Raw genomic sequence first — 24,762 nt, 5'->3', positions numbered from 1 at the left:
GCAAGCGGCTCATAATCGCTGTGTCACCGGTTCAAGTCCGGTCACCGCTACTCTAAGTAGCCGATTGCGGGGTCGGTCCTTCGATCGGCTACTCTCGCCCAGGGTGTGTCGTCTGTCGCGCCCCGGGGCGAACAGGTGACCCGGCGTCGCGCCGGCGTCCCGGCGCGGGGAACTGGCCCGTGCGGTGCGGGGACCTGGCGCGCGCGGTGCGGGGAACTGGCCCGAGGGGGTGGCCTGCCCGTCAGGGTGGGCGGGTCACCCCCTCGGGCGGCTCACTTCACCCGGCCGTACCAGACGCTCTTGGTCCAGATCTTCTGCAGCCGTACCACGTCCCCGGTCTTCGGGGCGTGCCAGATCCTGCCCTTCCCGGCGTAGATGCCGACGTGGTAGACGTTCCGGCCCGAGTGGAAGAACACCAGATCGCCTGCCTTGCGGCTGGCGGCGCCGATGTGCCGCGTGCGGTTGTACTGCTGGGCCGCCGTACGGGGCAGCTTCTTGCCGGCCTTCTTGAAGGAGTACAGCGTCAGCCCGGAGCAGTCGAAGCGGGACGGCCCGGTGGCCCCGTACCGGTACGGGGCGCCCTTCTTGGAGGCCGCGATCTTCAGCGCCTTGGTCGCATGGGTCGCCGCGGCGGCTTCGGAGGCGATGCCGGGGACCACGATCGAGCCGCCCACGGCGGCGATGGTGAGGGCCGAGGCCGTACCGGCCCTGACCATGAGCGACGGGACACGATTGAGCGCAGTCATGCGCAACCCTTCGTCAGCCGCCTGTGAAGGATGACCTGTCGGATTCGGGCTGGCGAAGTTGCCCGGCCGCACGAGTGCGGCTTCACCCCAAGGGCTGCTCGGCTCCGGTCATGGCGTGACCGGCCCGGCGACCCGTCGTGCTCGGGTCCTCCACTCCTGCCGATCCACTCCTGTCGACCGGTCATCCGGGCGGCGGCAGGACTCGGCGTCCGCCCGGATCGCCCCGCCGCTGCGGCGGGGTCTTGTCGTCAGTCAGGGATCTTGACGCAACCGAGACGGAAAATCCCAACGGAACGGGTGGTTTGTGTTGTTACTCACCACTCATCCGTTCGGGTGGACGGCCCTCCGTTCGGCCCAGCGCCGCCGGGACCGGTGACCTTCCGACCAGCGGCGGAGCGCTCCATTCCGGGTCCGACCAGGCGCGTTGCGCAAGCCGGACGGCCTCGGAAGAGGACGTGTTCCTACGCCGATAGGGGGTACGCCGTTCGGTCCGTTTCGGCGCCGGCGGAGACAGCCGCGCCACAGCGACGGAGGTAGCCGCGCCACGGCGTGAAACGAGGTGTCAACCGTCAGGGGGCGGCGGCGTGGTGCCGGTTCACGGGCAGGCAAAGGGACGTCCAAGAAGTAGCCCGGGGCAACGAGAAATGATCTTGACCGGGTTAACGTGGGCGAAACCCGGTGCAACTAGCCTGCCGCTTCGGCCACCTGCGACGTTGCCCCGTGGCTGCGGCAACCGGACCCGCACGGTCCGGAGCGAGGACTGTGAGGTGGGACGTGCGACTGACCCCGCACGAGCAAGAGCGGCTGCTGATCCACGTGGCGGCGGACGTCGCCGAGAAGCGCCGGGCGCGCGGCCTGAAGCTGAACCATCCCGAGGCCGTCGCCCTCATCACGTCGCACATCCTGGAGGGCGCCCGGGACGGCCGCACCGTCGCCGAGCTGATGTCGTCCGGCCGCAAGCTGCTGACCCGGGACGACGTCATGGCGGGCATCCCGGAGATGCTGCACGACGTGCAGGTCGAGGCGACCTTCCCGGACGGCACCAAACTCGTCACCGTCCACGACCCGATCGGCTGAGGGGAGCCGCGCCGTGATTCCCGGAGAGATCCTGTTCGCCGACGGGCCGATCGTCTACAACGAGGGCCGCGAGACCACCCGGCTGACCGTCCTGAACGCCGCCGACCGCCCCGTCCAGGTCGGCTCGCACTACCACTTCGCCGAGGCCAACCCCGGCCTCGACTTCGACCGGGCCGCCGCCCGCGGCAAGCGGCTCAACATCGCCGCCGGCACGGCCGTCCGCTTCGAGCCCGGCATCCCTGTCGAGGTCGAACTCGTCCCCGTGGCCGGCGCCCGGATCGTGCCCGGACTGCGCGGCGAGACCGGAGGTGCCCTCGATGCCTGAGATCTCCCGCGCCGCCTACGCCGACCTGTTCGGCCCCACCACCGGCGACCGGGTCCGGCTCGCCGACACCGACCTGCTGATCGAGATCGAGGAGGACCGCTCCGGCGGCCCCGGACGCGCCGGTGAGGAGGCCGTGTTCGGCGGCGGCAAGGTCATCCGCGAGTCGATGGGCCAGTCCCGAGCCACCCGCGCCGACGGCACCCCCGACACCGTCGTCACCGGCGTGGTGATCGTCGACCACTGGGGCATCGTCAAGGCCGACGTCGGCATCCGCGACGGCCGGATCACCGGCATCGGCAAGGCCGGCAACCCCGACACCATGGACGGCGTCCACCCCGACCTCGTCATCGGCCCCGAGACCGAGATCATCGCGGGCAACGGACGCATCCTGACCGCCGGCGCCGTCGACGCCCATGTGCACTTCATCTGCCCGCAGGTGGCCGACGAGGCGCTGGCCGCCGGCGTCACCACCCTGGTCGGCGGCGGCACCGGACCGGCCGAGGGCTCCAAGGCCACCACCGTCACGCCCGGACCCTGGCACCTGGCCCGGATGTTCGCCGCGATGGAGGCGTACCCGCTCAACATCGGCCTGCTGGGCAAGGGCAACACCGTCTCGCACGAGGCGATGCACTCGCAGATCCGGGGCGGCGCGGTCGCCCTGAAGATCCACGAGGACTGGGGCGCCACCCCCGCCGCCATCGACGCCGCGCTCACCGTCGCCGACGCGACCGGCGTCCAGGTCGCCATCCACACCGACACCCTCAACGAGGCCGGCTTCGTCGGCGACACCCTCGCCGCGATCGCCGGCCGCGGCATTCACGCGTACCACACCGAGGGCGCGGGCGGCGGGCACGCACCGGACATCATGACGGTCGTCTCCCAGCCGCACGTGCTGCCCAGCTCCACCAACCCGACCCGCCCCTACACCGTCAACACCGCCGAGGAACACCTCGACATGCTGATGGTCTGCCACCACCTCAACCCGGCCGTCCCCGAGGACCTCGCCTTCGCCGAGTCCCGCATCCGGCCCTCCACCATCGGCGCCGAGGACGTCCTGCACGATCTGGGCGCCATCTCGATCATCTCCTCCGACGCGCAGGCGATGGGCCGGGTCGGCGAGGTGATCCTGCGGACTTGGCAGACCGCCCACGTCATGAAGCGCCGGCGCGGCGCGCTGCCCGGCGACGGCCGCGCCGACAACCACCGGGTGCGTCGCTATGTCGCCAAGTACACGATCAACCCGGCGCTCGCCCAGGGCATGGCCCGCGAGATCGGCTCGGTGGAGACCGGCAAGCTCGCCGACCTGGTGCTGTGGGAACCGGAGTTCTTCGGCGTCAAGCCGCTGCTCGTCCTCAAGGGCGGCCAGATAGCTTACGCGCAGATGGGCGACGCCAACGCCTCCATCCCGACCCCGCAGCCGGTGCTGCCCCGGCCGATGTACGGAGCGATCGGCCGGGCCCCGGCGGCCAACTCGGTCAACTTCGTCGCCCCCGCCGCCCTGGAGGACGGGCTGGCCCAGCGGCTCGCGCTCGGCAAGGAGTTCGTGCCGATCGAGTCGACGCGCGGCGTCACCAAGGCCGACCTGCGGGAGAACGCCGCGCGGCCGGACGTACGCATCGACCCCGACAGCTTCGCCGTGCACATCGACGGCGAACTGGTCGAGGCCGAACCCGCGGCGGAACTGCCCATGGCCCAGCGATACTTCCTCTTCTGATGCCAGAGCTTCTGATGCCAGGGCTTACGACGCCAGTTCGCACAACGCCAATCCGTGCGACGCCAGTTCATGCGACGCCAGTTCATGCGACGCCAGCGCTTGCGACGTCAGCGCTTGCGTCGCAAGTACTCCCGATGCCCAGGACAACCGATGTCTAGGGCAGCGCTCCTGGTTCTGGCCGACGGCCGCTTCCCCGCCGGAGGGCACGCGCACTCCGGGGGTGCGGAGGCGGCCGTCCGCGCCGGACGGATCACCGGGGCCGGGGACCTCGAAGGCTTCTGCCGGGGCCGGCTGCACACGACGGGGCTGGTGTCGGCCGCGCTCGCCGCGGCGGCGGCCCTCGGCCTGGACCCGGCCTCCCTCGACGCCGCCGCGGACGCCCGGACCCCGTCCCCCGCGCTGCGGGCCGTGGCGCGCAAGCTGGGCCGACAGCTGATGCGGGCCGCCCGCGCGACCTGGCCGTCTCCCGAACTCGACGCCCTGGCCCGTGCGTTCCCCAAGGGCGCGCACCAGCCGGTGGTGCTCGGCCTCGCGGCCCGGTCGGCGGGGCTCGGGCCGCTGGACGCGGCGTACTGCTCGGCGTACGAGAGCGTCAGCGGTCCCGCGACGGCGGCGGTGCGGCTGCTCAGCCTGGACCCGTTCGACGCGACCGGGGCGCTGGCGCGGCTGGCGCCGGAACTGGACCGGGTGGCCGACCGGGCCGTCGACGCGGCCCGGCGGGCGGCGGACGCCGGGCCCGACGCACTGCCCGCGGCCTCGGCGCCGCTGCTGGAGATCGCGGCGCAGGCACATGCCGCCTGGCCCACCCGGTTGTTCGCCTCTTAACGTCCCCCTTCGGCCGCAACGGCCGCCCTCGCCGGAACAGGAGCCGTCATGCACCTCGATCACTCCCACTCGCACGGTCCCGCCGCCGTCAGCGCCGACGCCCGCCGCCCCGACGGCACCCGTCGGGCGCTGCGGATCGGGCTCGGCGGGCCCGTCGGGTCCGGGAAGACCGCCACCGTCGCCGCGCTCTGCCGGGCGCTGCGCGACGAACTCTCCCTCGCGGTCGTCACCAACGACATCTACACCCGCGAGGACGCCGAGTTCCTGCTGCGCGAGGCCGTGCTGCCGCCCGAGCGGATCAGCGCGGTGGAGACCGGGGCCTGCCCGCACACCGCGATCCGGGACGACATCTCCGCCAACCTGGAAGCCGTCGAGGACCTGGAGGACGAGGTCGGCCCGCTGGACCTGATCCTCGTCGAGTCCGGTGGCGACAACCTGACCGCCACCTTCTCCAAGGGTCTGGTCGACGCGCAGATCTTCGTCATCGACGTGGCCGGCGGCGACGACATCCCGCGCAAGGGCGGCCCCGGCGTGACCACCGCCGACCTGCTGGTCGTCAACAAGACCGACCTCGCCCCGTACGTCGGCTCCGACCTGGCCCGGATGTCCGCCGACGCCAAGGCGCAGCGCGGCGCACTGCCCGTCGTCCTCCAGTCGCTCAGGGACGACCCGGGCGTGGCGGACGTCGCCGCCTGGGTCCGCTCGAAGCTCACCGCGTGGACCGCGTGAGGGGGACGGCCGGCCTGCGGGCCACAGCACGCGTCCACGCCCGCCGGGACGGACGCGGCGGCACCGCGCTGCCGGTGCTCGACGGCGAGGGCCCGCTCGCGCCGCGCCGCACCCGGGGCAGCGGGGCCGAGGCGCGGGTCACGCTGGTCGGCGCGATGAGCGGACCGCTGGGCGGGGACCGGCTCACCGTCGAGGCGGACGTCGGCGCGGGCGCCCGGCTGCGGGTCGGATCGGCGGCGGCCACCATCGCGCTGCCCGGCCAGACCAAGGACGAGGCCCACTACGACGTCCGGCTCACCGTCGCCGACGGCGGCGAACTGCACTGGCTGCCCGAGCAGCTGATCTCCGCGCGCGGCAGCGAACTGTACGTCACCACCCGGGCCGACCTCGGCGCGGACGCCCGGCTGGTGCTGCGCGAGGAACAGGTGCTCGGCCGGACCGGCGAGGAACCGGGGCGGCTCACCAGCCGGCTCACGGTACGGATCGCCGGGCGGTGCGTGCTCGACCAGGAACTGGCCTGCGGACCCGGCGCGCCCGGCGGCTGGGACGGCCCGGCGGTGCTGGCCGGGCACCGGGCCGTCGGCCAGATCGTCGTCGTACGGCCGGAGTTCGCCCGGCGGATGCCGCCGGCGAGGATGGCCGGGGACGGTACGGCCGTGCTGCCGCTCGCCGGGCCCGCCGTCCTCGTCACCGCCCTGGCGCCCGACGCGCTGCGGCTGCGCCGGTCGCTGGACGAGGCACTGGACTCCCTCGGCCGGGGCTGAAGCGGACGCTCCGACGGCCGAACGCGTCAACCCGTTTATCGGATTGGCAAAGAAGCCGGGTCGCCCCTGTCCTCAGGGAACCCACAGCCGGGAGGATCCCGGTACCCATCGCAAAGATGTACGGGGAGGGTCCACTTGAGGACGATACGACTGAAGCGGAGCACGGCCGCGCTCGGCGCCGCCGGAGTGCTGGTCTCCGCGACGCTGGCGGCCGGCGCCGTCAGCGCGCCCGCGGCGAACGCCAGTGCGACCGCCCGGCACGGGAACACCCAGGACCTCCAGGCGTACGGCGCCGCCGTCGCCGCGGCCCGCGCCGCCAAGGCCGGGATCGACTGGCAGGACTGCCCCGCCGACTGGGGCCTGGCCGCGCCGATCCAGTGCGGTTACGTCACCGTCCCGCTCGACTACGCGAAGCCGTACGGCAAGCAGATCAAGCTCGCCGTCGACCGCATCGGCAACACCGGTACGAAGGCGCAGCGCCAGGGCGCGCTCATCTACAACCCCGGCGGCCCCGGTGGCTCCGGTCTGCGCTTCCCGACCCGGGTGACCGCCAAGAACCCGATCTGGGCGAAGACCGCCGAGGCGTACGACTTCGTGGGCTTCGACCCGCGCGGTGTCGGCAAGTCGACCCCGATCTCCTGCGTCGACCCGCAGGAGTTCGTCAAGGCACCCAAGATGGACCCGGTGCCCGACTCCGAGGCCGACAAGCGCGCCCAGCGCAAGCTGGCCCGCGAGTACGCCGAAGGCTGCGCCGAACGCAGCGGCACCATGCTGCCGCAGATGACCACCCCGAACACCGCGCGCGACATGGACGTGATCCGCGCCGCGCTCGGCGAGAAGAAGCTCAACTACCTCGGCGTCTCCTACGGCACCTACCTGGGCGCCGTCTACGGCACCCTCTTCCCCGGCCATGTGCGCCGGATGGTCGTCGACAGCGTCGTCAACCCGTCCCGTCAGAAGATCTGGTACCAGGCCAACCTGGACCAGGACGTCGCCTTCGAGACCCGCTGGCAGGACTGGCAGGACTGGGTCGCCGAGAACGACGCCGCCTATCACCTCGGCGACACCCGCGCCGAGGTCCAGGCCCACTGGCTGAAGCTGCGCGCCACCGCGAAGGCGGACCCGATCGGCGGGGTGGTCGGCCCGGCCGAACTGCTCTCCTTCTTCCAGAGCGCCCCGTACTACGACTCCGCGTGGGCGTCCGTAGCCTCGGTGTTCAGCGCGTACGTCGGCGGGGACACCCAGGCCCTGGTCGACGCCGCCGCCCCGGACCTGTCGGACACCGCGGGCAACGCCTCCGCGGAGAACGGCAACGCCGTCTACACGGCCGTCGAGTGCGCCGACGCCCAGTGGCCCACCGACTGGCGGACGTGGGACCGGGACAACACCCGGCTGCACCAGGACTATCCGTTCCTGACCTGGTCCAACGCCTTGATGAACCTGCCCTGCGCCACCTGGCCGGCCAAGCAGCACACCCCGGTGAACGTGCAGACCGGCAAGGGCCTGCCGCCGGTGCTGATCGTCCAGTCGGAGCGGGACGCGGCCACGCCGTACGAGGGCGCCGTCGAACTGCACCAGCGGTTCAAGGGCTCGCGGCTGATCACCGAGCGGGACGCCGGTTCGCACGGCGTCACCGGGCTGACCAACCCGTGCGTCAACGACCGCGTCGACACCTATCTGCTCACCGGAAAGGTGGACGCCCGGGACGTGACCTGCGCCCCGCACGCCACGCCGAAGCCGTAACCCGTCCGGGTCAGGGGCGGCCGGTCCGCACCGGCCGCCCCTTTCTCATGCCCGGTGCCCCGCCAGCCAGACGTCCTCCGCCGGGTAGTCGAAGAGGTCCCCGTGCGCCTGGACCATCTTCGGGTACGCCACCCGCCAGTCCGGTTCCGCGGCCAGCCGCTCCGTGATGAACGCGACGGTCTCCGGCAGCGTCTCGGCGTACCGGGTCACCGGGCGGTAGCCCAGTTCCCGCCGCGCCGCCGTCATGTCGCACACCACCGGCGCCGGCACCGACCAGGGCGTGTCGCCCACCCCGGGCGCGGGCGGCCCGCCGTCCACCAGGACGTCCGCCACCTCCACGCCCATCACGGCGTCGATCGCCGCGGCGATCTCGGCCACCGTCGGCGCGTCCGGGTCCACCGCGTTCAGCACCCGGCTGCCCGGCCGGGCGGCGGCCAGCCGGATCAGCTCGGCGATGTTGCGCACCCCCGCCGGATGGAACCGGCTCGCACCCCGGTGGGCCAGGACGCGGCGGCGCCGCCCGTCCAGGTTGCGCTTGACGAAGTACAGCTCGCGCGGCGAACGGCAGTACGGCCCGTGCACCGCGCCCGCCCGCACCAGCGTCACCGGCAACCGGTCGCCCGCGGAGAGCAGTTCGCGCTCCAGCGCCACCTTGCGGGTGCTGTAGGTGGCGTCTCCCGGGCGGACGGTGCGCTGCTCCTCGGTGAGCGGCACCGGATACTCGGGGAAGCCGCCGGGCTCCTCCTGGGTGTCGAAGCCGCGGCCCTTGTCGTCCTCGTACACCGACACGCTGGAGACCACCACCGCCGCGCCGATCCGCCCGGCCAGTGAGGTCAGCTGCCGTGCGTGCGCCGGCCCGAACGCCACCGTGTCCACCAGCACGTCGCAGCCGTCGCCGACCGCCGCGGCCAGCGCGCCGTCGTCCTCCCGGTCCGCCCGCACCACGCGTACGCCGTCCGGCCAGCCGGCGTCCCGCCCGCCGCCGCGCGAGACGGCGGTCACCTCCCAGCCGTCCCGGGCCAGCGCACCCACCACCGGCCGCCCGATCTGTCCCGTCGCCCCGACCACTACAGCTCGTGTCATACCGGGACGGTAGGCGGACCGGGGCCGCCGCGTCAGCGCTGTCTGCCGACGGCAGAGCGCGGCTAACCGAGCGGCATCCGGGGAAACCGCCGCCCCCGCGCGCCCGCCTCCTCCGCCTCGGCCTTGACCTCGGCGGCGTACCGGTCGACGTACTCCTGACCGGACAGCGCCAGGATCGCGTACATGATCTCGTCGGTGACGGCCCGCAGCACCGTCTTCTCGTGCTCCAGACCGGCGTAGCGGGAGAAGTCCAGGGGCGCGCCGAAGCGGATGGTGATCGGGCGGACGCGGGGCAGCCGCCGGCCCGGCGGCTGCGCCTCGAAGGTGCCGATCATGGCGCACGGCACCACCGGCACCCCCGCGGTCAGCGCCATCACCGCGACCCCGACCTTGCCCTTGTAGAGCCGTCCGTCGTGCGAGCGGGTGCCCTCGGGATAGATGCCGAGCAGTTCGTCGCGGCCCAGCACGCCGAGCCCCTCGCGGACCGCGGCCCGGCCCGCCTCCTTGCCGGAGCGGTCGACCGGGATCTGCCCGGCGCTGCGGAAGAAGGCCGCGGTCAGCCGGCCCTTCAGGCCGGGGCCGGTGAAGTACTCGGCCTTGGCGAGGAAGGTGATCCGGCGCCTGAGCACGGCGGGCATCAGGAAGTGGTCCGAGAACGACAGGTGGTTGCCGGCCACGATGGCCGCCCCCGACGTCGGCACCTGGTCCAGGCCCTCGATCCGGGGCCGGAAGACGAGTCTCAGCAGTGGTCCCAGCAGTACGTGTTTGAGCAGGTGGTAGAACACGGCTCAGCTCCTACTCTGCGCGGCGACTGACAGTTTGTCAGGTGCCCGGACCGGTGGCGACCCGTCGTCCGCCGGGCGGTCGGCGCATTTGTGGGATCTTCTGAAGAGGAGTCTGGGGTGCGCCGTGTGCGCCGTGTTTCTGGCGTCGTCGGTGCGACCCCTTAGTCCCACTGGTGGGTGATGCCCCTAGTAAAGCGCGTGAGGTGTGGGGAGGATTCAGAGCAGGACCGGATCTTCTCTGTGGCGAAATGCGGTGTAGGAATGGCCAGTTGTTCTTCCATGCAGGATTCCGACGCGCGACTTCCGGCGGAGATCGACGCGTCGTCCTTGGCCGATGTCCCCGAAGGGCCGCCCAGAAGAATTCTGCTGACCGGCGCCACGGGTTTTCTGGGTGGTTTCCTGCTCACCGACCTGCTCGCGGCGTCCGATGCCCGGATCCACTGCCTGGTGCGGGCGGAGTCGGCCGGATCGGCCGAGGAGCGGCTCGCGGCCCAGTTACGCGACCGGGGTGTGCCGGAGCACTGGATGTCGCGGGTCGATGTCGTGCTCGGCAGCCTGGCGAAGCCCCGGTTCGGACTGACCGAAGAAGAGTTCTCGGCCCTCGCGCGGGACGTCGACGTCATTTACCACTGCGGCGCGTGGGTCAATCTCCTGGCGGGTTACCAGATTCTGCGCGGCTGCAATGTGACGGGGACCCAGGAAATCCTGCGCCTGGCCACCCGGTCCCGCCGAATTCCCGTGCATTACATCTCGACGATGGGCGTGCTCACGGCGGCCCAGGGCGCCGGCACCGTCTCCGGCTACTGCGCCACCAAGCAGGTCGCGGAGCGGTTGGTCGCGCAGGCCGCGGACCGCGGCCTGCCCACGATGGTGCACCGGCCCGGGGTGATCCTGGCGGACTCGCGCACCGGCCTGGTGGGCAGGTCGGACTGGTTCGTCCACCTGACGAGGGCGAGCATCCGGGCCGGCTGCGCCCCCGACCACCCCGGCCTGCTGCCGGTCGGCACCGTCGACTTCACCAGCCGCGCCATCGTCGACCTGTCCCTGAGCCGCCGGGCCGAAGGACAGGTGTACCACGTGGTCGATCCGCGGCCGCTGCCCTTCACGGCGTACTTCCAGGGCTTCGCGGAGGCGGGCGTCGACCTCCCGATCGTCGCGTTCGACACCTGGCTGGAGCGGCTGCGCGACTTGGGGGACGAGGTCCCGCGCAGCACCCTGCGGCTGGCCGTCGAGACGCTCCGGCAGATGATGCCGGCCCAGGGGCAGGAGGCCGGCGACCCCCTCGTCGCGGTGCCCGCGCACCGCACCCCGCCGGTGCTGGACGCCGCCTACTTCCGCCGGCTGCTCGACTTCCTGGGCCGCGACGCGGTGGGCGCGCTGCCCGCCCGGTGACCTGCCCGTAGTCCCTTTCCGTACGCGCACCTCCCTCCACCTATCACGCTGGAGTTCCGCATGTCCCTTTTCACCCTGGAAGACTTGGTGGCGATGGTGGCCGAGATCGCCGGCGCCGACGCGGCCAAGGCGGTCGCGGAGCAGCCCGCCGACGCGCCGTTCACCTCCTTGGGGTTCGACTCGATGGCCGTCATCGAGCTGGCCGAGCAGATCCAGGAGCGCTACGGCGTTCCCATCCCGGACGAGGCGGTGCACGACCTGCGCACCGTCCGGCGGACTCTCGACTACGTCAACCAGCAGGCAGCCGTCGCCACCGCGGACGGAGCCCGCTGATGGAACCGACCCGGAGCGCGGGGCGACTGACGGGCATCGGTGTCTACCGCCCCGGCGGTCTGCTCACCAGCGCCGAACTCGACACCAGGTTCGGCCGCGAAGCGGGCTGGATCGAGCAGATCACCGGCATCCGCACCCGGCTGAAGGCAGGCCCCGACGACACCTTCGTCGAGATGGCCGCGCAGGCGGCGGACAAGGCCCTGGCCCACGCGGGCCTGGCCTCCGACGCCGTGGACTGTGTCCTGTTCTCCTCCGCCAGCAGTGTCGGCCAGGAAGCCTGCCGGGCCGCGAGTCTCGCCCACCGCATCGGTGCCACCCGGGCCGGCGGGTTCGACCTCGACGGCGGCTGCGCCGGCTTCAGTTACGGGCTGGCGCTGGCCTCGGGACTCATCGCGGCCGGACAGGCGCGGCAGGTCCTGGTCGTGGCCGCCGAGCGGCTGAGCGACATCACCGATCCCACCGACTGCGAGACCGTCATGATCTTCGGCGACGCCGCCGGGGCCGCGGTGGTGAGCGCCGCGGAGCACGGCGGGATCAGCCCGGCCGTCTGGGGAACCCACGGCGTCGGCGCACCCTGGATGACCGGCGCCCCACCGAAACCCGGCGCCGAGCACTCCTCGTACCTGCACATGGACGGCACCCGGGTGATCCGCTGGTTCGGTTCACGGATGCCGCAGGTGGCCCGGGCCGCGCTCGACGCGGCCGAGCTCACCTGGGACGACGTCCGCGCCTTCGTGCCGCACCAGTGCAACGGGCGGCTGATCGACCTGATGGTCCGCAGGCTGCGGCTGCCCCCGCGGGTGGCGGTCGCCCGCAGCATCGTCACCGACGGCAACACCAGTTCGGCGTCGATCCCGCTGGCCCTGGAGCGACTGCTCGCCACGGGCACCGCGCAGCCCGGCGACAAGGCGCTGCTGCTGGGCTTCGGCGCCGGGCTGACCTGGTGCGCCCAGGTGGTCGAACTTCCTTGAGGAGCAACTCATGAACGCCCCGTCCCGGTCCGCGGTCGACCTGGCACCCGTCACCGCACTCGACCCCGGACCCGACGCCGGTGTCGTGGACCGTCCGTTGTCCCGGCTGTCCGGCCCCGACCTCGACACCCTCCTGCTGATCCGCCACTTCGAGCTGGCCCTGCTCGACCTGTTCTCCCAGGGCCGGCTGCACGGCACCACGCACACCTGTCTCGGCCAGGAGTACGTGCCCGTCGCGCTCTACCCCCTGCTGGACGACGGCGACTACGTCTTCAGCAACCACCGCGGCCACGGCCACTACCTGGCCCGCTTCCACGACCCGCACGGCCTGCTGGCGGAGATCATGGGGCGGGCGGGCGCCGTCTGCCACGGAGTCGGCGGCAGCCAGCACATCTACCGCGACCGCTATCTGTCGACCGGCGTACAGGGCCAGAGCCTGCCCGTCGCCGTGGGCGTCGGCCTGCACCTCAAGCGGGCCGAGCCGGGCCGGATCGCGGTGGTCCACATCGGTGACGGCACCTGGGGCGAGGGCGCGGTGTACGAGGCGCTCAACATGGCACAGCTGTGGCAGGTCCCCGTGCTCGTCGTGGTGGAGCACAACGGCATCGCGCAGTCCACCCCGACCGAACGGCAGCTGGCCGGCACCATCGGGGCCCGGGCCGCGGCCTTCGGCGTCGGCCACCTGCGCGTCGACTCCGTGGACGTCACGGAAGTACGCGACGCCCTCGCGCCCGTGGTCGACCGGGTCCGCGACCGGCACCAGCCCTACGTGGTGGAGTGCGTCACCCACCGGGTGGGCCCGCACAGCAAGGGGGACGACACCCGCCCCGCCGAGGTCCGGGACCGGGCGGCGGCCCACGACTGGTACCGCCGCTACCGACAGCACCACCCCGAACAGTTCGCCGCCGCCGATCACGCGCAGGCGCAGGCCGTCGCCGCCGTGGTGCGCGAGGTCGGGGCGCGTCCGGCGTCACGCTGGGAGGCGCGATGACCCGCCGCGAGCGAGTGGCCGAGAACCTGAACAGGGCACTGCACGCCCTCCTCGGCGACGATCCGAACACCTATGTGATCGGCGAGGACGTCGCCGACCCCTACGGCGGCGCGTTCAAGGTGACCCGTGGACTCTCCGACCGCTACCCCCGGCAGGTGCTCTCCTCACCGCTCAGCGAGGGCGGCATCGCGGGCGTGGGCGCGGGCCTGGCGCTGGCCGGCAACCGGTCCGTGGTCGAGATGATGTTCTCCGACTTCGCCGCGCTGGCCTTCGACCCGTTGCTGAACTTCGCCGCCAAATCGGTGTCGATGTACGGCCGCAGGGTGCCGATGAGCATGGTCGTCCGCTGCCCCACCGGCGGGAACCGGGGGTACGGCCCGACCCACAGCCAGAGCCTCCAGAAACACTTCCTCGGCATCCCCGACCTCCAGATCCGGGAGGCGTCCCCGTTCCACGACAGCCACCGGGTGCTGACCGCGATGCTCGACCGTGCGCAGCCCGGAGTGCTCTTCGAGGACAAGGTGCTCTACACCCGCCCGATGTACGAGGGCGGCGTCGTGGACGACCTCTTCCGCTACGAGGTGCTGGCCGACCCCAGCGAGACCGCCCGGGTGTTCGCGCCGGACTGCGGCGCCCCGGACTGGATCGTCCTGGCCCCGGGCGGGCTCACCGAGCGGGCCGTCGCCGCCCTGCGCACGCTGCTCCTCGAAGAGGAGATCACCTGCGAACTCCTGGTGCCCTCCCAGCTCTACCCCTTCGACAGCAAGGCACTGCTCCCGGTGCTGTCCCGGGCCGAGCGGATCTGTGTCGTGGAGGACGGCACGGCCGACGGGACCTGGGGCGAGCTGCTCGCCCAGCGGCTCCACGAGCAGCTGTGGGGCCGGCTGGCCCGCCCGGTGCTGCTGCTGAGCGCCGAGCCGAGCATCGTCCCGACCGCGGCACACCTGGAGCACGAGGTGTTGCCCCAGTCGTCCACCATCCACCGCGCGGTCATGGAGGCAACGAAGTGATCGGCATCGAACTGCCCACGCTCAACACCAACGACTCCAGCTACACCCTGGTCGAGTGGCTCGTCCCGGACGGCAGCAACATCAAGGGCGAGCAGCCGCTGGCGGTCGTGGAGACGTCCAAGGCCAGCGAGGAGATCGAGAGCACCGGCCCCGGAATCCTGCACGTGCTGGTCGACAGCGGCCAGGACTGCACACCGGGGCAGGTGATCGCCTACCTCTTCGAGTCGGCCGAGGAGCGCGACTCCTATCGCGCGGCGTCGGCCGCCCAGGCGGCGCAACCACCCTCGGCCGGGGCGGAGCCGGACATCACGGAGCCGAACATCACCAGGGCGGCCCGTGCGCTCGCCGACCGGCACGGCCTGTCCGACACCGAGCTGCGCGGTCTCGGCCGCACGGTGATCCGTACGGCCGACGTCGAGGGCCTGGTGCGGCGAGCCGCTCCGGCGTCCCCGGCCCCGCAGCGCCGGCTGTCCAAGCGGCAGCGGGCGGTGGGGGCGGTGGTGACCGAGTCGATGCGTACCGTCCCGGCCGCGGCCGCCTACGCCAAGGTCGACGCCGGGCCGGCGGAGGAACTGGCCCGGCGGCTGTCCGAGCGCACGGGAAGTTTCGTCTCCCTGCCCGTGCTGCTGGTCAAGGCGGTGGCCCGCCGGCTGGCCGGGCATCCGCTGATGTTCGCCGCGCTCACCGACGACGACGCGGTGCGCGAGGCCGAGCGGGCCCATGTGGGCGTCACCATGGACGCGGGCAGGGGCCTGTACACCCCGGTGGTGCACGACGCCGCCCAACTGGACAGCGACCGGATCGCCGACATCCTGACCGGCTTCCGGAGCAAGGCGTTCCGCGGCACGTTCCAGGCCGCCGAACTGGCCGGGGCCAACATCATGGTCGCCCCCCACACCACCGAGGGCCTGATCCTGGCCACCCCCATCGTCTTCCCCGGCCAGACCTGCGTGGTCTCCGTCGGCGCCGTCGACGACCAGGTGGTACTGGACGCGGCGGGCACGCCGCGCGCCCGCCGGTTCGCGCACCTCGGTCTGGTCTACGACCACCGGGTGGTCAACGGCGGGGACGCGATGGCCTTCCTCAAGGACCTGAAGGAGGAACTGGAGGCACCGGCGGCGCTCGGCTGAGGCCGGACCCATCCGGGCAGCCGCCCTCCCACCCGGCCCGACCCACCACCGCGGCGACCCACCACGGGGTATCGCCCGCCGGAAAGGACACCACTGGCATGACCACCGACACGACCCCCCACAGCCGCGCCTACGACCTGCTCGCCTCGGTCCTCAACGAGAAGTTCGAAGTGCCGCGCGAGGCCATCGTCCCCACCGCGACCTTCGAGCAGCTGGACCTCGACTCGCTCGCCGTGGTGGAGCTCTTCGTCGTCCTCACCGAGGAACTCGGCATCGAGCTGGAGGACGGCGAAGCCGATCCGGACCTCACGCTGGCCGGCGTGGCCGACCTCATCGCCCAGGCCGTCAAGGAATGAGCGGCGCCCGGCCCGATGTCGCCGTCACCGGAATCGGCCTGGTCACTCCGGCGGGCACCGGCCGCGAGGCCAGCTGGGAGGGGGTGTGCGCGGGCCGCCCCACAGCCCGGCACATCCCCGAACTCAAAGGTCTTCCGGTCGACTTCGGCTGCCTCGTACCCGACTTCTCCCCGCGCGGTCACGTCCCCGGCTCCCGGCCCTGGCAGTACGACCGGTTCACCCAGTTCGCCCTCTGCGCCGCCCTGGAAGCGGTCACGGACGCCGGACTGGACCCGGCCGACTGGGACGGCGACCGCGTCGCGGTGGTCTTCGGCAGCTCGGCGGGCGGCACCGGCACCATGCTGGAACAGCACCGCAAACTGATCGACAGCGGTACGGCCCGGGTCTCCCCGCTGCTGCTGCCGATGTTCCTGCCCAACATGGCCACCGGACAACTCACCATCCACCTGCGCGCCCGCGGCCCGGCGCTGTGCACGGTCACCGCCTGCGCCTCCGGCGCCACCGCCATCGGAACCGCCCTGCAACTCCTGCGCTCCGGAGCCTGCGACATCGCCGTCGCCGGGGCCTCCGACGCGGTCGTGCAGCCTCTGTGGGTCACCGGATTCGACCGGATGGGCGCCCTGTCCCGGCGCGGCGACGCCCCGGGGGCCGCCTCCCGGCCCTTCGACACCGCCCGGGACGGCTTCGTCATGGCGGAGGGCGCGGCAGCGCTGGTCCTGGAACCGGCGACCGCCGCAAAGGCCCGCGGCCGCCCCGGCTACGCCCTGCTGGCGGGCTACGGCGCCTCCTCCGACGCCCACCACGCCGTGGCGCCCGACCCCGACGGCAAGGGCGCGGCCCTTGCCGTACAGCGCGCCCTGGACGACGCCGGCGCCCGCCCCGGGGACGTCCAGCACGTCAACGCGCACGGCACCAGCACCCCGCTGAACGACGCCGCCGAAGCCCGCCTGATCCGCCGGCTCTTCCCCCAGCAGCCCTCCGTTACCTCCGTCAAGGGCACCCTCGGTCATCTGCTGGGCGCCGCCGGAGCCGTCGAGGCGGCGATCACCGCCCTGTCCGTGGCGCACGGCCGGGTGCCTCCGGTGGCCAACCTCGAACACCAGGAAGGGGACGCCGAGATCAACGCCGTGGCCGGCACCAGCCGGGCCCAGACCATCGACCTGGCGCTGAGCCATTCCTTCGGATTCGGCGGCCACAACGCCGTACTCGCCTTCAGAAGCTGTACGACCGAACCGGAACCGGCTCCGGAGCACGCCGGCCGGGCCTAGCGTCAACGGTCTGTCCGGTTCTGGACGGTCCGCCGTAAATGCCTGGACCGGCGGCCGCTCCCGCCGGAAGACTTCCGAGTCCTGACTCTCGGGAGTGTGATGGGAACAACAGATACGCGCGCGCCGACGCCGGGCAGGAGCGCGGTGCTGCTGGCACTGCGCCACTACGGCAGGGAACTGCTGCGACTGCGCCGGCTGACCCTGCCCGCCCTGCTGCTGCCCGCCGTCGGCAACATCGGCATCCGCTACGTCGCCCCCCTGCTCATCGCCAAACTGGCGGGGCAGGCGGCCGGCGACCACGGTCTCACCCTCGCGTCGGCACTGCCGTACGTGCTGGGTTTCGGCGTGACGCTGCTGCTCGCCGAGGCCGTGTGGCGGATCGGGCAGCACTGTCTGAACCGAGTGGACGCCCTCGGCATGGAACACCTGTACGTCACCGGTATGGATGAACTCCTCGCCAAGGACGCGGCGTTCTTCCACGACAACTTCGCCGGGTCCCTGACCAAGCGGGTGCTCAGCTTCGGCAAGCGCTTCGAGGACTTCGTCGACACGCTGACGTACCGGATCGTGGGCAGTCTGGTCCCCCTGGTGTTCGGCGCCGTGGTGCTGTGGCGCTACGAACCGATGCTCGTCGTCGGCCTGCTGGTGATGATCGCGCTGACCGTGCTGGCCGCGACGCCGCTGATCCGGCGCCGGCAGGCGCTCGTCAACGACCGCGAGGCGGCGATCGCCCGGGTCTCCGGGCACGTCGCCGACAGCCTGGGCAACATGGAGACCATCCGGGCCTTCGCGGCGGAGCGCCGGGAGGCCGACGAACACCGCCGCCGGGTCGCGGACTCCCGGCGCCTGACCCTCAAGTCGTGGGACTACGGCAATCTGCGCGTCGACGTCCTGGTCGCGCCGATGTCCGTGCTGACCAACGTGCTGGGCCTGTTCGTCGCCATCGCCCTCGGCGGCCCGGGCCTCGGCGTGGAGGAGATCGTGGTCGCCTTCACCTACTACTCCAACGCCACCCAGATCATGTTCGAGTTCAACCAGATCTACCGGCGGCTGGAGAACTCCATGACCGAGGCCGCGCAGTTCACCGAGCTGCTCCTGGACCCGCCCACGGTGCTCGACGCGGCGGCCCCCGAACCGCTCGCGCCGCGCGGCACCGGCATCCGCTTCGAGGCGGTGACCTTCGCGCACGCCGGTGCGAAGCCGATCTTCCAGGGCCTGGACCTGGACGTGCCCGGCGGGGCGCGGATCGGCCTGGTCGGCAGGTCCGGCGGCGGCAAGACCACCCTCACCCGGCTGCTGCTGCGAATGTCCGACCTCGACGCCGGACGCATCCTGATCGGCGGCCAGGACATCAGCGCGCTGCGCCAGAGCGACCTGCGCTCACTGATCGCCTACGTCCCCCAGGAACCCGCCATGTTCCACCGCAGCCTGCGCGACAACATCGCCTTCGCCCGCCCCGACGCCACCGACGCGGAGATCCGGGCGGCGGCACAGGCCGCGCACGTCACGGAGTTCGCCGACCAGCTCCCCGACGGCTTCGCCACCCTGGTGGGGGAGCGGGGCGTGAAGCTCTCCGGCGGCCAGCGCCAGCGGGTCGCCCTGGCCCGCGCCATCCTGCGCGACGCCCCCGTCCTGCTGCTCGACGAGGCGACCAGCGCGCTGGACTCGGAGAGCGAGATCCTGGTCCAGGACGCCCTGTGGCGGCTGATGGAGGGGCGTACGGCCCTCGTCGTCGCCCACCGGCTGAGCACGGTCGCGGGCATGGACCGGCTCGTCGTCCTGGACCGCGGCCGGGTGATCGAGCAGGGCAGCCACGAGAAGCTGCTGGCCCTGGACGGTGCCTACGCCAAGCTGTGGCAGCACCAGTCCGGCGGTTTCCTCGCGGAGAACGACGAGCCGGCACCGGGGCCGAACGCCCCGGCCGACGGCCTTTCCGGACTGCCGGGCCCGGCCGGCCCGCCCGCGCCCGCGCCGGACCGGTCCGGCGCCACCCGGCCGTGACCCACCGGGCCGGCGCCGGACGTGGTCCGCCGGTCAGCCGCCCGGCCCCGGGTCCGGGTGGACGGGGGAGTCGAGGCCCGCGCGGGCCGCCTCCAACTGGGCGGCGAACGCGATGCCGAAGAACAGGGCCACGGCGGTGAGGTTGGCCCACAGCAGCAGCGCGACGAACGCGGTCAGCGGCCCGTACAGGGCGCCGAAGGAACCGCTCTCCTCGACGTACAGCGCCAGCAGCCAGGTCGCCGTCACCCACAGGAGGATCTGGAGGGCGGAGCCCAGGGCCAGCCAGGTGTAGCCGGGCTGCACCCGGCGGGGCGACCAGCGGAAGATCACCGCGGAGGCGATCCAGGCCAGCGCCAGCCCGGTCGGCACCTCCAGCACGCTCCACCAGCCCGGCACACCGCCCGCCCGGCCGGTGGCCCGCATCACCGCGTCCCCCACCGCCTCGCCCGCCACCAGGACGACGAACCCGAGCACCATCGGCATCCCCGCGGTGACCGCGAGGGTCAGCGCCCGGGCGTACTTGAGGGGGAGCGGCCGGTCGCGTTCGATGCCGTAGATGCGGTTGGCGCCGCGTTCGATCTGGCCCATGGCCGAGGCGAGGTTCAGCAGCGCGAAGCCCAGCCCCAGCCAGAGGGCGAGCGTGCTCCACGCGCCGCCGTGGGCGCTGAGCCGGGTCCGCTCGAAGGCGTCCGCGACGACATCGCCGCTGGCGCCCGGCACGATCCGGCCCAGGGTCAGTTCGACGACGCGGCCCACCGTCTCGGTGTGCGCGCCGGTCGCGAGGCCCACCAGGGCGACCGTGAACGGCACCAGTCCGAGCACCACCTGGAAGGCGAGCGCCCGCGCGTTGGTGAACCCGTCCGCGTAGCGGAACCGCGCGAAGGAGTCGGTCAGCAGCCGCAGGCCGCCGTAGTGCCGCAGCGCGGTGAACGCCTCGTCGCCCGACAGTTCCTCCCCCCGCATGTCCCTGGTCTGCGGGACGTGTACGGCCGTGCCCACGGCGCCCACCCCTCCTCGCGGCGGACCCTGCGGGCGGCCGCGTGACGTGTTCCGGTCCGTCCCGACTGCCCGCGTTCGGCCCGGTCATCCCGGGCGCCGGACCGCGGGCCGGGCCGGCCTACGCCGCGGCCTCGTCGGGCGGGAACGGCGCCGGGCAGGGCTCGGCGAAGTCGGCCGAGCGACTGACCTTCTCCCAGGCGGCGGCCTGCGCGAGCTGCCGCCGGGAATACGCCGTCGCCATCTCCACGGCGTTGACGCCCAGCAGCAGATGGGACGGCGGCACCTCCCGCCCGGCCGCCTCGACCACGATCCGCGCGGCCCGCCGTGGATCACCGGCGGCCCCGGCGTCGCTCTGCCGCATCCGGCGGTTCATCAGGCCGACGGTCTCCTCGTACGCGGCGGGCACCGGCCGCACCGTCATCGACGCCCCGGCCCAGTCGGTGGCGAAACCGCTGGGCTCGACGACCATGACCCGCACCCCGAACGGCGCGGTCTCCACCGCCAGCGCCCGGCTGAAGCCGTCGACGGCGAACTTGGCCGCCTGGTAGGAGGCGATGCCGGGCGATCCGCCCACCCGGCCGCCGACCGAGGAGACCTGGACGACCGTCCCGCCGCGCTGGGCGCGCAGCACCGGGAGGGCCGCCCTTGTCACGTGGTAGACGCCCCAGAAGTTCGTCTCGAACTGGGTACGGAAGTCGTCGTCGTCCGTGGTCTCCACCGGCGACACGTTCGCGTACCCGGCGTTGTTGACCAGGACGTCGATACGTCCGAACCGGTCGACCGCCGCCGCCACGGCGGCCCGCGCGCCCGCCGCGTCGGTGACATCCAGGGCGACCGGCAGGACCCGCTCGCCGTACCGCGCCACCAGGCCGCCGAGCTGCTCCGGGCGCCGCGCCGTGGCGACGGTCAGGTGCCCCGCGTCGAGCGCGGCGGTGACCAGGGCCCGGCCGAGGCCGCGCGAGGACCCCCGCGCCTGCGGACGGCGCCGGCGGACGGGGCGCCACCGGCCGTCGCGCAGGCGTTCGCCGGCACGCTGACGGCGCGGCCGCTCTTCTGCGACCTGCTGGCCCAGGCGCCCCTCAACCTCGAACGGAACGTGTCGGTGGAGTCGGTGCGCGCCTTCAAGCTCGTCACCCTGGCGGAGGTCGAGCACATCGGCGCGCACCTGGGCAGACTGCTCGGGCTGACCGAGGAGCAGGCCGTCGACACCATCGCCACGGCCACCGGCATGGCGGGCGCCCTGTGGCAGATGGCGACCCCGGGCCCGCACATCCAGGAGCTCTACCGGAGCGATCCGCGCCTCGCGCACGCCGTCGTGCAGGTCGGACCGCGCCTGTGCCGGGTGCTCACCGCCCTCCTGCGGGGTTTCACCGATCGGTGAGGACCGGCGGCGGCACGGCGGCTCGCCGGCGGTCTTCGAGACGGGACGAGCGGCCGGGGCGGGCGTTCACCCGCCGGTGCCGTCGGCCTCGAGCGCCTTGCCGGCCGGTTTCGCGGGGGCGCCGGCGGCCGGGCCGGCCGGCTCGGGACCGGTCCGCGTGCCGAGCAGCCAGGTCAGCAACGGGCCCGCCATCGCGGTCGTCACCACGGCCATGACCACCATCAGCGAGTACAGGTCCTGCCCGATGAAGCCCAGTTGGAGCCCCACGTTCAGGACGATGAGTTCGGTGAGGCCGCGGGTGTTCATCAGCGTGGCCAGCGCGGCGGACTGCCGTACCGGCATCCGGCTCAGCCGGGCCGCGACGTACGCGCCGGCGAACTTCCCGCCCACGGCCACCAGCAGGATCAGCGCCAGGTCGCCGAGCCCGCCCAGGCCGACCCCGGACAGGTCCACCTGAAGGCCGGCGACCAGGAAGAACACCGGCAGCAGCAGGGTGCCGCTCATCTGCCCGAGGCGGTCGTGCACCTCGTGCCTCAGCTGCTGGGTGCCGGAGCGCGGCAGGACCACACCGAACAGGAACGCGCCGAAGATGTAGTGCAGGCCCAGCCACTCGGTGGCGGCGGCGGACAGCAGCAGGCCGACGAGGACACCGGCGAACACGGTCGGGGTGAGCCTGAGTCCGGCGCCGCGGGCGGCCAGCCGGCGCAGCGCGGGCCGCAGTACGAACAGCATGGCGAGCAGGTAGGGGACGGCGAGCAGGATCCGCCACTGGTCGGGGCCCGCGGCGCCGCTGACGGCGACGACGGCGGCCAGCAGCGACCAGGCGAGGACGTCGTCGATCGAGGCGCAGGCCAGCGCCACCACGCCCAGCGGGGTACGGACCATGCCCCGGTCGGTGAGGATCCGGGCCAGCACCGGGAACGCGGTGATGGACATCGAGATGCCCATGAAGAGCATGAACGCCGTCCGGTCGCCCGTGCCGTGCTCGTCCAGCAGATAGAGACCCAGCGCCGCGCCCAGGCCGAAGGGCAGCACGATCGAACTCAGGGAGACGGCGGGGGCGATGGCGCCGCTGCCCCGGATCAGTGCCGCGTCCCAGTCCAGGCCGACGACGAACATGAAGACGGCGACCCCGACCGCGGCCAGCGCGCTGAGCAGCGGGCGGGTGGAGCCGGGGAAGAGCGCGTCCGAGAGCGCCCCGTGGAAGAGGGTCGGGCCGAGCAGGATGCCGGCGAGGACCTCGCCGATCACCGGGGGCTGGCCCAGGCGCCGGGCCAGCGCGCCGAGCAGCCGGGCCAGCAGCACCATGAGGGCGAGGCCGACGAGTAGCGAGGTGGTCTGTTCCGTCGTCATACGGTCCGTCTCCGTCCGTCCGTCGCGGTCCGCGAGGGCGCTGGGGGATCCCAGAGAAGGCATTCCGCCGCTGCGTGCAGATCATCGCGATTGGCCGGAAAAGGCCGGGCATACGTCCGTGCGGACGCTGTTGACGGCTGTGCGGACGTTCGGCTAGCGCCACCCCGCGGCTGCGGCTGCGGCTGCGGCTGCGGCTCGCGCCGCCCCGGCCAGTACCGTCGGCGCGTTGTCGCACCCGGCGAAACCGCGGGACCGCGTCAGAACCGCGGGGCCGGAGCCCGCTCCGCCACGATGGCCGCCGCCTCCGCCGCGCTCTGCACCGACGGCGGCGAACCCTCCAGCGGCTGTCGCGCGGTCTCCTTCATACAGGCCACCGCCACCACCCCGACCAGGGCCGCCGCCATCGCGTAGTAGGCCGGCATCATCTCCGAGCCGGTCGCGCCGATCAGCGCGGTGATGACCAGCGGAGTGGTGCCGCCGAACAGCGACGTCGACAGGTTGTAGCCGACCGACAGGGAGCCGTAGCGCACCGAGGTGGGGAACATCGCCGGCAGCGCCGCCGACATCGTGCCCAGCAGACAGACCAGCGACAGGCCGAGCATCAGCATCCCGGCCGAGACGGCGACCGGACCGCCCTGCCGCACCAGCAGGAACGCCGGGGCGGACAGCACGAAGAAGCCCAGCATGCCGGTCATCAGCACCGGCTTGCGGCCGTACCGGTCCGAGATCCGGCCCACCTGGTTGATGATCAGCATGAGTACGACCATGGTGACGACGAGGATCAGCAGCCCGTGCGTCTCGCTGTAGTGCAGCTCGTCCGAGAGATACGTCGGCATGTACGACAGCAGCATGTAGTCGGTGATGTTGTAGGCGCCGACCAGGGCGACGCACAGCACCAGCATCCGCCAGTGCTGCCGGAAGATCTTCGCGAGGTCGCCCCGGGCGGTGGTCTCCACCGCGTTCGCCGCGTCCGAGACGTGCACGTTCCCCTGCTCCAGCTTGAGGAAGGCGGGGGTGTCGTCCAGCCGCATCCGCAGATAGAGGCCGACGACCCCGAGCGGCCCGGCGACCAGGAACGGCACGCGCCAGCCCCAGGCGTCCATCGTGTCCGCGCCGAGCCCCGCGGTGAGCGCGGTCACCAAGGACGCCGCGCCGGTGTACCCGGCCAGCGTGCCCAGCTCCAGGAAGCTGCCGAAGAAGCCGCGCCGCTTGTCGGGGGCGTACTCCGCGATGAACGTGGACGCGCCGCCGTACTCGCCGCCGGTGGAGAAGCCCTGGAGCAGCCGGAACAGGATCAGCAGCAGCGGCGACCAGAAGCCGACCGCGGCGTACGTCGGCAGCAGCCCGATCGCGCAGGTGCCGATCGCCATCAGGATCATCGTCAGCGCGAGGACCTTCTTGCGGCCGATCTTGTCGCCCATCGGCCCGAACACCATGCCGCCGACCGGCCGCACCAGGAAGGCGACCGCGAACGTGGCGAAGGAGGACAGCAACTGCGCGGTCTCACTGCCGGACGGGAAGAAGACCCGGCCGATGGTGCCGGCCAGATACGCGTAGATGCCGAAGTCGAACCACTCCATGGCGTTGCCGAGCGCGGCGGCCTTCACCGCCCGCTTGACCGCCCGCTCGTCCGTCACCGTGATGTCCGACCGGCGCAGCCGGGGCTGCTGCCTGCGTCTGATGGCACGGAAGAGGGCCGGGTGACGCTTGACCGCCGCTGAATCGGGCACGGGCCCGTTGCCGGTGGAAGACGTGGCTGCGTTCCTTTCCAGGGGCATACCGCTCC

At 72.7% G+C, this 24,762-nt stretch carries 23 protein-coding genes, 1 pseudogene and 1 riboswitch; of the genes and pseudogenes, 17 read left to right on the top strand and 7 right to left on the bottom strand.

What is annotated here, in order from left to right; translation table 11 throughout:
• Positions 1-272 precede the first annotated feature (272 nt).
• Entirely contained in the window at positions 273-746 is a 474-nt protein-coding gene (locus AB0G32_RS30090; RefSeq protein ID WP_361170168.1) for a C40 family peptidase, read from the bottom strand.
• A 3-nt stretch (positions 747-749) separates the two neighbouring features.
• Positions 750-964, bottom strand: a riboswitch (cyclic di-AMP (ydaO/yuaA leader).
• A gap of 556 nt (positions 965-1,520) precedes the next feature.
• Here AB0G32_RS30090 and AB0G32_RS30085 point away from each other — a divergent pair.
• The 7 genes from AB0G32_RS30085 (at position 1,521) to AB0G32_RS30055 (ending at position 7,923) form a co-directional block, all read left to right on the top strand.
• Positions 1,521-1,823 carry an urease subunit gamma gene (locus tag AB0G32_RS30085; protein ID WP_361170165.1) on the top strand — a complete coding sequence of 101 codons (303 nt, stop codon included), beginning with the start codon at positions 1,521-1,523 and terminating at the stop codon, positions 1,821-1,823.
• 13 nt (positions 1,824-1,836) lie between these two features.
• The gene (locus tag AB0G32_RS30080; protein ID WP_361170162.1) at positions 1,837-2,148 is read left to right on the top strand and encodes an urease subunit beta; all 312 of its coding nucleotides are present in this window, start codon (positions 1,837-1,839) and stop codon (positions 2,146-2,148) included.
• Positions 2,141-3,862 (top strand): urease subunit alpha, encoded by a 1,722-nt coding sequence (locus AB0G32_RS30075; RefSeq protein WP_361170159.1) that lies wholly within the window; start codon positions 2,141-2,143, stop codon positions 3,860-3,862. Before AB0G32_RS30080 ends, AB0G32_RS30075 begins: the two co-directional genes overlap by 8 nt.
• Before the next feature lie 150 nt (positions 3,863-4,012).
• Positions 4,013-4,687, top strand: coding sequence for an urease accessory UreF family protein (locus AB0G32_RS30070; RefSeq protein WP_361170157.1), 675 nt, complete (start codon positions 4,013-4,015; stop codon positions 4,685-4,687).
• A 48-nt stretch (positions 4,688-4,735) separates the two neighbouring features.
• On the top strand, positions 4,736-5,416 hold the full coding sequence (gene ureG / locus AB0G32_RS30065; protein ID WP_361170154.1) for an urease accessory protein UreG: 681 nt from the start codon (positions 4,736-4,738) through the stop codon (positions 5,414-5,416).
• Positions 5,404-6,180: an urease accessory protein UreD gene (locus AB0G32_RS30060; RefSeq protein ID WP_361170151.1), complete on the top strand. Its 777-nt coding sequence runs from the start codon at positions 5,404-5,406 to the stop codon at positions 6,178-6,180. Before ureG ends, AB0G32_RS30060 begins: the two co-directional genes overlap by 13 nt.
• Before the next feature lie 135 nt (positions 6,181-6,315).
• Positions 6,316-7,923: an alpha/beta hydrolase gene (locus tag AB0G32_RS30055; protein WP_361170148.1), complete on the top strand. Its 1,608-nt coding sequence runs from the start codon at positions 6,316-6,318 to the stop codon at positions 7,921-7,923.
• Positions 7,924-7,968: 45 nt separating this feature from the next.
• On the opposite strand, the gene AB0G32_RS30050 is transcribed toward AB0G32_RS30055, so the two are convergent.
• Positions 7,969-9,006: an NAD-dependent epimerase/dehydratase family protein gene (locus tag AB0G32_RS30050; RefSeq protein WP_361170145.1), complete on the bottom strand. Its 1,038-nt coding sequence runs from the start codon at positions 9,004-9,006 to the stop codon at positions 7,969-7,971.
• A gap of 62 nt (positions 9,007-9,068) precedes the next feature.
• Complete coding sequence (locus tag AB0G32_RS30045) at positions 9,069-9,791, bottom strand: lysophospholipid acyltransferase family protein (RefSeq protein WP_361170142.1); 723 nt, start codon at positions 9,789-9,791, stop codon at positions 9,069-9,071.
• A 279-nt stretch (positions 9,792-10,070) separates the two neighbouring features.
• On the opposite strand from AB0G32_RS30045, the gene AB0G32_RS30040 reads away from it, so the two are divergent.
• The 9 genes from AB0G32_RS30040 (at position 10,071) to AB0G32_RS30000 (ending at position 19,243) form a co-directional block, all read left to right on the top strand.
• The gene (locus AB0G32_RS30040) at positions 10,071-11,183 is read left to right on the top strand and encodes a thioester reductase domain-containing protein (protein ID WP_361170139.1); all 1,113 of its coding nucleotides are present in this window, start codon (positions 10,071-10,073) and stop codon (positions 11,181-11,183) included.
• A gap of 60 nt (positions 11,184-11,243) precedes the next feature.
• Positions 11,244-11,516: an acyl carrier protein gene (locus tag AB0G32_RS30035; protein ID WP_361170136.1), complete on the top strand. Its 273-nt coding sequence runs from the start codon at positions 11,244-11,246 to the stop codon at positions 11,514-11,516.
• Positions 11,516-12,487: a ketoacyl-ACP synthase III gene (locus AB0G32_RS30030; RefSeq protein ID WP_361170133.1), complete on the top strand. Its 972-nt coding sequence runs from the start codon at positions 11,516-11,518 to the stop codon at positions 12,485-12,487. Before AB0G32_RS30035 ends, AB0G32_RS30030 begins: the two co-directional genes overlap by 1 nt.
• Before the next feature lie 10 nt (positions 12,488-12,497).
• Positions 12,498-13,478 carry a thiamine pyrophosphate-dependent dehydrogenase E1 component subunit alpha gene (locus AB0G32_RS30025; RefSeq protein WP_361170130.1) on the top strand — a complete coding sequence of 327 codons (981 nt, stop codon included), beginning with the start codon at positions 12,498-12,500 and terminating at the stop codon, positions 13,476-13,478.
• Entirely contained in the window at positions 13,475-14,488 is a 1,014-nt protein-coding gene (locus AB0G32_RS30020; RefSeq protein WP_361170127.1) for a transketolase C-terminal domain-containing protein, read from the top strand. The genes AB0G32_RS30025 and AB0G32_RS30020 overlap by 4 nt, the downstream gene beginning before the upstream one ends.
• Complete coding sequence (locus AB0G32_RS30015) at positions 14,485-15,618, top strand: 2-oxo acid dehydrogenase subunit E2 (RefSeq protein WP_361170124.1); 1,134 nt, start codon at positions 14,485-14,487, stop codon at positions 15,616-15,618. Before AB0G32_RS30020 ends, AB0G32_RS30015 begins: the two co-directional genes overlap by 4 nt.
• Positions 15,619-15,716: 98 nt before the next feature.
• Positions 15,717-15,974 carry a phosphopantetheine-binding protein gene (locus AB0G32_RS30010; RefSeq protein WP_361170121.1) on the top strand — a complete coding sequence of 86 codons (258 nt, stop codon included), beginning with the start codon at positions 15,717-15,719 and terminating at the stop codon, positions 15,972-15,974.
• Positions 15,971-17,242 carry a beta-ketoacyl-[acyl-carrier-protein] synthase family protein gene (locus AB0G32_RS30005; RefSeq protein ID WP_361170118.1) on the top strand — a complete coding sequence of 424 codons (1,272 nt, stop codon included), beginning with the start codon at positions 15,971-15,973 and terminating at the stop codon, positions 17,240-17,242. The genes AB0G32_RS30010 and AB0G32_RS30005 overlap by 4 nt, the downstream gene beginning before the upstream one ends.
• A gap of 99 nt (positions 17,243-17,341) precedes the next feature.
• The gene (locus AB0G32_RS30000) at positions 17,342-19,243 is read left to right on the top strand and encodes an ABC transporter ATP-binding protein (RefSeq protein ID WP_361170115.1); all 1,902 of its coding nucleotides are present in this window, start codon (positions 17,342-17,344) and stop codon (positions 19,241-19,243) included.
• Between the two features lie 33 nt (positions 19,244-19,276).
• Here the strand turns inward: AB0G32_RS30000 and AB0G32_RS29995 are convergent, their stop codons facing one another.
• Together AB0G32_RS29995 and AB0G32_RS29990 are read right to left on the bottom strand one after the other, a co-directional pair.
• Positions 19,277-20,242: a YihY/virulence factor BrkB family protein gene (locus AB0G32_RS29995; protein ID WP_361170112.1), complete on the bottom strand. Its 966-nt coding sequence runs from the start codon at positions 20,240-20,242 to the stop codon at positions 19,277-19,279.
• A gap of 118 nt (positions 20,243-20,360) precedes the next feature.
• The gene (locus AB0G32_RS29990) at positions 20,361-21,260 is read right to left on the bottom strand and encodes an SDR family NAD(P)-dependent oxidoreductase (RefSeq protein ID WP_361170177.1); all 900 of its coding nucleotides are present in this window, start codon (positions 21,258-21,260) and stop codon (positions 20,361-20,363) included.
• Between AB0G32_RS29990 and AB0G32_RS29985 the strand changes: the two are divergent.
• A pseudogene (locus tag AB0G32_RS29985) lies at positions 21,252-21,623 on the top strand (TetR/AcrR family transcriptional regulator); the annotation flags it as partial. The gene AB0G32_RS29990 and the pseudogene AB0G32_RS29985 sit on opposite strands and share 9 nt — an antisense overlap.
• Positions 21,624-21,689: 66 nt before the next feature.
• Here AB0G32_RS29985 and AB0G32_RS29980 read toward each other — a convergent pair.
• Both AB0G32_RS29980 and AB0G32_RS29975 read right to left on the bottom strand, forming a co-directional pair.
• Positions 21,690-22,976 (bottom strand): cation:proton antiporter, encoded by a 1,287-nt coding sequence (locus AB0G32_RS29980; protein WP_361170109.1) that lies wholly within the window; start codon positions 22,974-22,976, stop codon positions 21,690-21,692.
• A gap of 257 nt (positions 22,977-23,233) precedes the next feature.
• The gene (locus AB0G32_RS29975; RefSeq protein WP_361170106.1) at positions 23,234-24,754 is read right to left on the bottom strand and encodes an MFS transporter; all 1,521 of its coding nucleotides are present in this window, start codon (positions 24,752-24,754) and stop codon (positions 23,234-23,236) included.
• Positions 24,755-24,762: the final 8 nt, after the last annotated feature.

This window comes from Streptomyces sp. NPDC023723, assembly GCF_040639815.1.
Classification (GTDB): Bacteria; Actinomycetota; Actinomycetes; order Streptomycetales; family Streptomycetaceae; genus Streptomyces.
Note: the sequence above shows the minus strand (reverse complement) of the source record. Positions and strands in the feature narration are given on the sequence as shown.

Excerpts from the sequence above, each read along its gene's own strand:
- AB0G32_RS30090 (WP_361170168.1), bottom strand. The coding sequence starts at position 746 with ATGACTGCGCTCAATCGTGTCCCGTCGCTCATGGTCAGGGCCGGTACG.
- AB0G32_RS30075 (WP_361170159.1), top strand. The coding sequence starts at position 2,141 with ATGCCTGAGATCTCCCGCGCCGCCTACGCCGACCTGTTCGGCCCCACC.
- AB0G32_RS30070 (WP_361170157.1), top strand. The coding sequence starts at position 4,013 with ATGTCTAGGGCAGCGCTCCTGGTTCTGGCCGACGGCCGCTTCCCCGCC.
- ureG (WP_361170154.1), top strand. The coding sequence starts at position 4,736 with ATGCACCTCGATCACTCCCACTCGCACGGTCCCGCCGCCGTCAGCGCC.
- AB0G32_RS30050 (WP_361170145.1), bottom strand. The coding sequence starts at position 9,006 with ATGACACGAGCTGTAGTGGTCGGGGCGACGGGACAGATCGGGCGGCCG.
- AB0G32_RS30040 (WP_361170139.1), top strand. The coding sequence starts at position 10,071 with ATGCAGGATTCCGACGCGCGACTTCCGGCGGAGATCGACGCGTCGTCC.
- AB0G32_RS30035 (WP_361170136.1), top strand. The coding sequence starts at position 11,244 with ATGTCCCTTTTCACCCTGGAAGACTTGGTGGCGATGGTGGCCGAGATC.
- AB0G32_RS30030 (WP_361170133.1), top strand. The coding sequence starts at position 11,516 with ATGGAACCGACCCGGAGCGCGGGGCGACTGACGGGCATCGGTGTCTAC.
- AB0G32_RS30025 (WP_361170130.1), top strand. The coding sequence starts at position 12,498 with ATGAACGCCCCGTCCCGGTCCGCGGTCGACCTGGCACCCGTCACCGCA.
- AB0G32_RS30020 (WP_361170127.1), top strand. The coding sequence starts at position 13,475 with ATGACCCGCCGCGAGCGAGTGGCCGAGAACCTGAACAGGGCACTGCAC.
- AB0G32_RS30010 (WP_361170121.1), top strand. The coding sequence starts at position 15,717 with ATGACCACCGACACGACCCCCCACAGCCGCGCCTACGACCTGCTCGCC.
- AB0G32_RS30005 (WP_361170118.1), top strand. The coding sequence starts at position 15,971 with ATGAGCGGCGCCCGGCCCGATGTCGCCGTCACCGGAATCGGCCTGGTC.
- AB0G32_RS30000 (WP_361170115.1), top strand. The coding sequence starts at position 17,342 with ATGGGAACAACAGATACGCGCGCGCCGACGCCGGGCAGGAGCGCGGTG.
- AB0G32_RS29980 (WP_361170109.1), bottom strand. The coding sequence starts at position 22,976 with ATGACGACGGAACAGACCACCTCGCTACTCGTCGGCCTCGCCCTCATG.
- AB0G32_RS29975 (WP_361170106.1), bottom strand. The coding sequence starts at position 24,754 with ATGCCCCTGGAAAGGAACGCAGCCACGTCTTCCACCGGCAACGGGCCC.